At 63.7% G+C, this 5,733-nt stretch carries 6 protein-coding genes; 1 reads left to right on the forward strand and 5 read right to left on the reverse strand.

The window, feature by feature from the left end:
- Nucleotides 1-147 precede the first annotated feature (147 nt).
- From P0D73_RS45795 to P0D73_RS45810, 4 genes are all read right to left on the reverse strand, one after another.
- Nucleotides 148-750 (reverse strand): TetR/AcrR family transcriptional regulator, encoded by a 603-nt coding sequence (locus P0D73_RS45795; RefSeq protein ID WP_408321144.1) that lies wholly within the window; start codon nt 748-750, stop codon nt 148-150.
- 85 nt (nt 751-835) lie between these two features.
- Nucleotides 836-1,837, reverse strand: a complete 1,002-nt coding sequence (pdxA, locus tag P0D73_RS45800; RefSeq protein ID WP_132379834.1) for a 4-hydroxythreonine-4-phosphate dehydrogenase PdxA — start codon at nt 1,835-1,837, stop codon at nt 836-838.
- Nucleotides 1,834-3,177 carry a four-carbon acid sugar kinase family protein gene (locus tag P0D73_RS45805; RefSeq protein ID WP_408321146.1) on the reverse strand — a complete coding sequence of 448 codons (1,344 nt, stop codon included), beginning with the start codon at nt 3,175-3,177 and terminating at the stop codon, nt 1,834-1,836. The genes pdxA and P0D73_RS45805 overlap by 4 nt, the downstream gene beginning before the upstream one ends.
- Nucleotides 3,174-4,169, reverse strand: a complete 996-nt coding sequence (locus P0D73_RS45810; protein ID WP_408321150.1) for a 2-keto-3-deoxygluconate permease — start codon at nt 4,167-4,169, stop codon at nt 3,174-3,176. The genes P0D73_RS45805 and P0D73_RS45810 overlap by 4 nt, the downstream gene beginning before the upstream one ends.
- Before the next feature lie 344 nt (nt 4,170-4,513).
- Between P0D73_RS45810 and P0D73_RS45815 the strand changes: the two genes are divergently transcribed.
- On the forward strand, nt 4,514-5,314 hold the full coding sequence (locus P0D73_RS45815; RefSeq protein WP_132379828.1) for a DeoR/GlpR family DNA-binding transcription regulator: 801 nt from the start codon (nt 4,514-4,516) through the stop codon (nt 5,312-5,314).
- 67 nt (nt 5,315-5,381) lie between these two features.
- Here P0D73_RS45815 and P0D73_RS45820 read toward each other — a convergent pair whose 3' ends face one another.
- Nucleotides 5,382-5,615 carry a hypothetical protein gene (locus P0D73_RS45820; RefSeq protein ID WP_408436296.1) on the reverse strand — a complete coding sequence of 78 codons (234 nt, stop codon included), beginning with the start codon at nt 5,613-5,615 and terminating at the stop codon, nt 5,382-5,384.
- Nucleotides 5,616-5,733 lie beyond the last annotated feature (118 nt).

Raw genomic sequence — 5,733 nt, forward strand, 5'->3', positions numbered from 1 at the left:
GTCGCCGAAAATGATTCGTGTGGGGTTATGAAACGTAAAGTTCTGCATTGAATCTCTCTTCCTTACATTGAAATGACCGGTCGTCTCAAAACGGAATAAACGGCTACCCGGATCGACACCAGACACCGTTCAAACCAGCCACGACCGTTACTGCGGGGATTTGAAAAACAGATCGAACATGGAATGCACGCAAGCCTTCAGCGGCTCGACGGAGTCATCCAGCTTCATGCGCAACAAGCTGCCTTCCCACGCATTCCAGAACAGGTCAGCCATTGCATCAGCCGAAAGATCGCGCCGCACGGAGCCGTATTCCTGGCCGCGCCGCAGATAATCGGCACAGCCGACACGCCATTCATTGACCGTCCTGCGCGCGGCGAGCCGGCACAGATCGCTCGACTGCGCGATCTCTCCTGCAAAGTTGCCGACCAGACAACCGTAGCGGTCGTCACAGGCTTCGTAGTCGGCAACGATGCATGCGTAGATGCCGCGAAGCGCGAGCAGCGGGTCGGACGATGCCGCTTCGCGCGAATACCGCTTCCATTCAGCGGCCTGCTCCTGCGCGTAGTGTTGCAGGATTGCCGCGCCGAATGCCTCTTTGCTCTCGAAGTAGTTGTAGAACGAGCCCTTCGGCACGCCGGCACGCTCGACGATGTCTTTTACGCCGGTGCCGTGATAACCCGTTTCGGCGAACAGCGCGACACCCGCTTCGAGTAGCCTTTCGCGAAAGTCTTCAGTGCGTCGTGTTTGCATAACCCTGACAACTACAGCCCTAAGGGCACGGTGCCGCTCCGCGCGAGCGGGCGGCACCGCGCACGTACATCGATTTCAAGCCGCGTCAGGCGCGGCGCGTCGCAAGTTCGGCGCCTTGCCGCAGTGCTTCGAGCAGGCTGCGTTCGTCAGCGATGCCTTTGCCTGCGATATCGAACGCCGTGCCGTGATCGACCGAGGTACGGATCACATCGAGTCCGACCGTCACGTTGACGCCGGCTTCGAGGCCGAGCACCTTGACCGGACCATGGCCCTGATCGTGGTACATCGCCACCACCAGATCGAAGTCGCCGCGTCCCGCACGGAAGAACAGCGTGTCGGCCGGAAGCGGGCCCTCGATGTCCCAGCCGCGTTCACGCAAGACCTGCACGGCCGGAACGATCTTTTCCTCTTCCTCGCCATAACCGAACAGGCCGTTTTCGCCGGCATGCGGGTTGATGCCGCACACGGCGATGCGCGGATTGGCAATGCCCGCCTTCACCAGCGTCGCATGGCCTCGCTCTAGCGTGCGCTGCACGAGGCCCGGTTCGATCTTGCGGATCGCATCGATAATGCCGATGTGAGTCGTCACGTGAATCACGCGCAGTTTCGGCGCGACCAGCATCATCGACACCTCCTCGATGCCCGTGAGATGCGCGAGCATTTCAGTGTGGCCGGGATACTTGTGACCGCCGGCGTGCAACGCTTCCTTGTTCAGCGGCGCCGTGCAGATCGCATCGATCTCGTCGGCCTTCGCGAGTTCGACGGCGCGCGCGATGTACTGATACGCGGCGTCGCCTGCGAGCGCCGACAGTGCGCCGAAAGGCAGGTCGGCGGGAATCAGCCCGAGGTCGATGCAGTCGATGGTGCCCTGCTCATATTGCGCATCAGCCGGCTTCGCGATGCGACGCACTTTCGTGCTGCCGCCGACAATCCGGTTGGCCTGCTCGAGGCGCGCGGCATCGCCGATGACGAGCGGCCGGCACTGCCGGTAGACGGACTCGTGCGTCAAGCTCTTGACGACGATTTCCGGACCCACGCCCGCTGCGTCGCCCATCGTGATGCCGATGACTGGAAGATAGTTGCTCATGATGTTTTGCCTGAATGACGTTGGTTCGTTTCGCGAGCCGGCGAAGATGTTGTGTTGCCGCTCGGGTGAGCCGATCCGGACTCGTTGTCAGCGAACTCCGGTGTGCCCCGCAGATGAAGGTAGGCGCCGTACAGCGCATGCTCGCTGCCAAATGCGCCGGCTTTGGTGACGACGGTGAGGCGCGGGTTGCCGTACGGGCGGCCCACTGCCACGCCCGGCTCGATTTCCGAAAGCAATTGCAGGCTGTCGATGCCGGCTGTACCGAGCATCGCGCGCGCGGTTTCGCCGCCCGTCGCGATCAAACCGCTCAGATGCGTGAAAAACGGTGCGACGAGCGAAGCGAGCGACGCAGACAATTGCGCGCCTTCGGCGGGATCGAACAGATCGTCGCGACCAATTCGCACCAGCAAGTCGGTGTGCGCGCTCAGATGCGCGCCAACGCGTGCCTGCCAGGCCGTCCACTCCTGATGAGACTCGCCCGCGCGCAGCACGACCGGCGGCACGATCAACTCGCCCACGCCCGCACGCTCGCGCAGCATCGCGCATTGCTGTTCCGAGACGGCCGACAGACTGCCCACCAGAATCAGGATCGCGCTTCTCTGCTGGTCCGGCTTCGGCGGCGCGTCTTGCGCGGCTTCCGTGGCGACCTCGAACAGGTCACTCAACGACGCCAGTTCGCGAGCCAGACCGCCCGAGCCGACCCAGAACAGGGCTTCCTCCATCGACGCTGTCGCCTGCGCGAGTGCTCTCAAATCCTCATCCGTTTCCGCATCGACGATGAGCGCCTGCGCGCCACTGCTCGCCACGGCGGCAATGGCAGCGCGCAACGCTGCGGGATCGCCACGCAGCGCGTCGACACCCAGGGCCGCGGTGCGCAAGCCGACCGCCTTGACCATGGCGTTGAGGTCGGCGGAGTGCGCGGCGTGTTCGAGCTGCCACGTTTCCGTATTTTCGAGCGGCACGCCGCGCACGAATACGCGGCCCTCACGGACGGTGCGCCCAGTGGCAGGAAAGGCCGTGGCGACGATGGCGAGGCCCGCGAGCGGCTGCAACGCGGCTACTTCCGCGGCCCAGTTACCGCGCAAGGTCGAATCGATTTTCTTGTACAGACGCCGACCCGGCCCGCGCTGCGCCAGCCACGCGGCGCTGGTGCAGTGTGCAGCTTCGGCCGGCGGCATGCGGCGCGTGTCGGTATCCACCGCGATCACCTCCGCCGCGCCCATCGCGCGTGACGCGTTCAGCGTCACCGCCGTACTGCGCCCCGCTCCCGCAAATGCAATCGCGCAGTCGGCGGCGCCGGACAGGTCGTCGGCGATGATCAGAATGCTCGTGCTGCTCACCGGGTCGCCTCCAATGCAGCCGCGCGGCTCGCGTCGGCCTGCTTGCCAATTCGCTTTGCGACGGCCGCAGTAAGAATCGGCGACACGATTGCGGTCACGACGACGCATGAGGCGACCAGCAAAGTCGCGCTCTTCGCGGCCTCGGCATAGACCGGGTTGGCCGCTGCAATCAGCGCCGGCACAGCCGCTCCGTTGCCAGCCGTGTTGGCTGCCGCCACGCCTGCGACACCCGTGCCGCCAGTCAGCCGATCGGTCAAATACAGGGGGATGCCCGTCACGATCACCACCGCGACGCCGAGGCCAATGCCGAGCAAGCCGGCTTGCCATACTTTGTGCAGGTCGAGGCTCGCGCCCAGCGCCAAGGCGAAGAACGGAATCATCACAGGCACCGCGCGGCCGAGAAAGTTGCGCATCTCACGGTCCAGATTGCCGAGCAGCATGCCGGCCGCGAGCGGGAGGATGCTGCCGACCAGCGTCTGCCACGGAAACGCCGACAGCCCGGCTACGCCGAGCGTGACCATCGTCAGGAACGGGCCGGATTCGAGCGACATGATCGTATAGGCACCGACGTCCTCAGACTTGCCATATTGACCCATCAACGCCATGTACAGGCCGCCGTTCGTGTCGTTCATCGCGGCAACCACCGCCAGCGTCGACATTCCCGCGAACAGTCCGGACGAAACCGGCTGCTCACCCAAAAAGTGGCCCAGCACGACACCCACCATAATCGCGGACCCGACCTTCGCCGCGAATAGCGCCCCGCCCTTCTTGAGCAGATAAGGCGTTGCCTTCACATCGATCGACGCGCCCATGCACACATAAAACACGGCGAGAATCGGCAACGCGCCGGTAAACAACGCATTCGTGAACGAGCCGAAGAACTTCGGCATGCCCGGCAAGAAGGTGGCGATCATTGCGCCGAACAGTAGCGGGACGATCATCATCCCGCCCGGAACGCGTTCGATCGCGCGCTTGATAGGAACTTGGGCCATCATTGTCTCCTGTATGGAAATGATCGAAACAATCATTTATAAATGACTGATTCAGTCATTCGGAGTGTACGCCACGAGACGCCCCTGCGCAATCCGCTCATTAACAAGTTGTCGAGGCTGGCAAATTCGCCAGTAACGAGCACGTTCAGGCGTAATGGGGTCGAATTTGATTGAATCGATCACATTGAGCCAAAACCACTTGTATGCCGTAACGACGTCGCGGGCGCAGCGCGCCCCGCTCCGCAGGCGTTGCTCCAGCAGCCGGTTTGATTACACTTACGCCCGTTGGCGCCTCTCCTCTCTATTGCGCGCAGCATTCGGATGACCCGCTACCCTCTATCACCATGAAAGTTACGAACCGCCGCGAGGCGATGCTGAAGGCCGTTCTGTCCGGCATGAACGACGTGGGCGCCCTGTGCGAGCATTTCGGCATGTCCGAAGCAACCGTACGTCGCGACCTGCGCGCGCTCGCCGACGAACGGCTCATCGTGCGCACGTACGGAGGCGCGGCCGCCTCGGTCGGGATTCACGAACCCGAGGAGTCGCTCGATCTGCGGCGCGAAAGCTTCCGCGAGCAAAAGGACGCGATCGCGCAGGTGGCGGTGAGCCACGTCCAGGACGGCGACACCATCTTTCTCGACGGCGGCACCACCACCGCTGCAATGGCCCGGCTGCTGGCCGGCCGCCGCGACATTCGCGTGGTCACCAACAACCTGCTGGCAATTGGCCTGCTTGCGTCGAGCGACGTGCCGGTCACGCTGATCGGCGGCGACCTGCGGCCCTCAAGCATGAGCACGCTTGGGCCGCTCGCGCAGATCGCGCTGAACCGCCTGTCCGTCGACAAGGCTTTTCTTGGCGCGGACGGCGTGGTCGCCGGCCGTGGGCTCTGCGAGGCGACCGCCGAGCAGGCCTATCTGAAGGAATGCATCATCAGGCAGGCGGCCAACGTCTTCGTGCTGGTGACGTCGCACAAACTGGATCGCGCGAGCCAGCAGCACTGGACCCCACTCGAACGCGACTGGACCCTGGTGACCGATGCTCAACCGGGCACGCCGGAATTGGCAACGTTCCTGCTGCACAGCGAAGTGACGATCGAAACCGCCTCGCAGCAGGCGCGCCAGCCTCTGCCTCACGGAAAGTCATAGTGTCTTCAGGCGTCGGCGCCGCGCGGCCATTACAGACCACACAGTCGCACAGGGCAGCGGCGAAGCTTCACACATGCGCAGCGCCAAACGCCTTCACGACGTTCACCCAATATGAGGCACCGGCAGCCAATGCGTCGTCGTTGAAGTCGTAGTGCGGGTTGTGAAGCGGAGCGCCAGGCTTGGGGCCGTCGACGCCCATCCAGACATACGCGCAGGCTTTTCGTCCAGTAAACCCGGCTCGCGATGTCGGACCGAGAGTACCCTCGTGGGCATCGTGCAACGCGAGATTGCTTTGCTGCATCCGCGTGACCAAGCCGAGGCGCAAGAATCAACCGTTCATGCGGCCGCCCACAACATCCGCCACCAGCAGCGCCGTCATGTTGACGATCCGGCGCACCGTCGCCGACGCCGTCAGCACA

The sequence above is a fragment of the Paraburkholderia sp. RL18-101-BIB-B genome (assembly GCF_046026985.1).
Classification (GTDB): Bacteria; Pseudomonadota; Gammaproteobacteria; order Burkholderiales; family Burkholderiaceae; genus Paraburkholderia.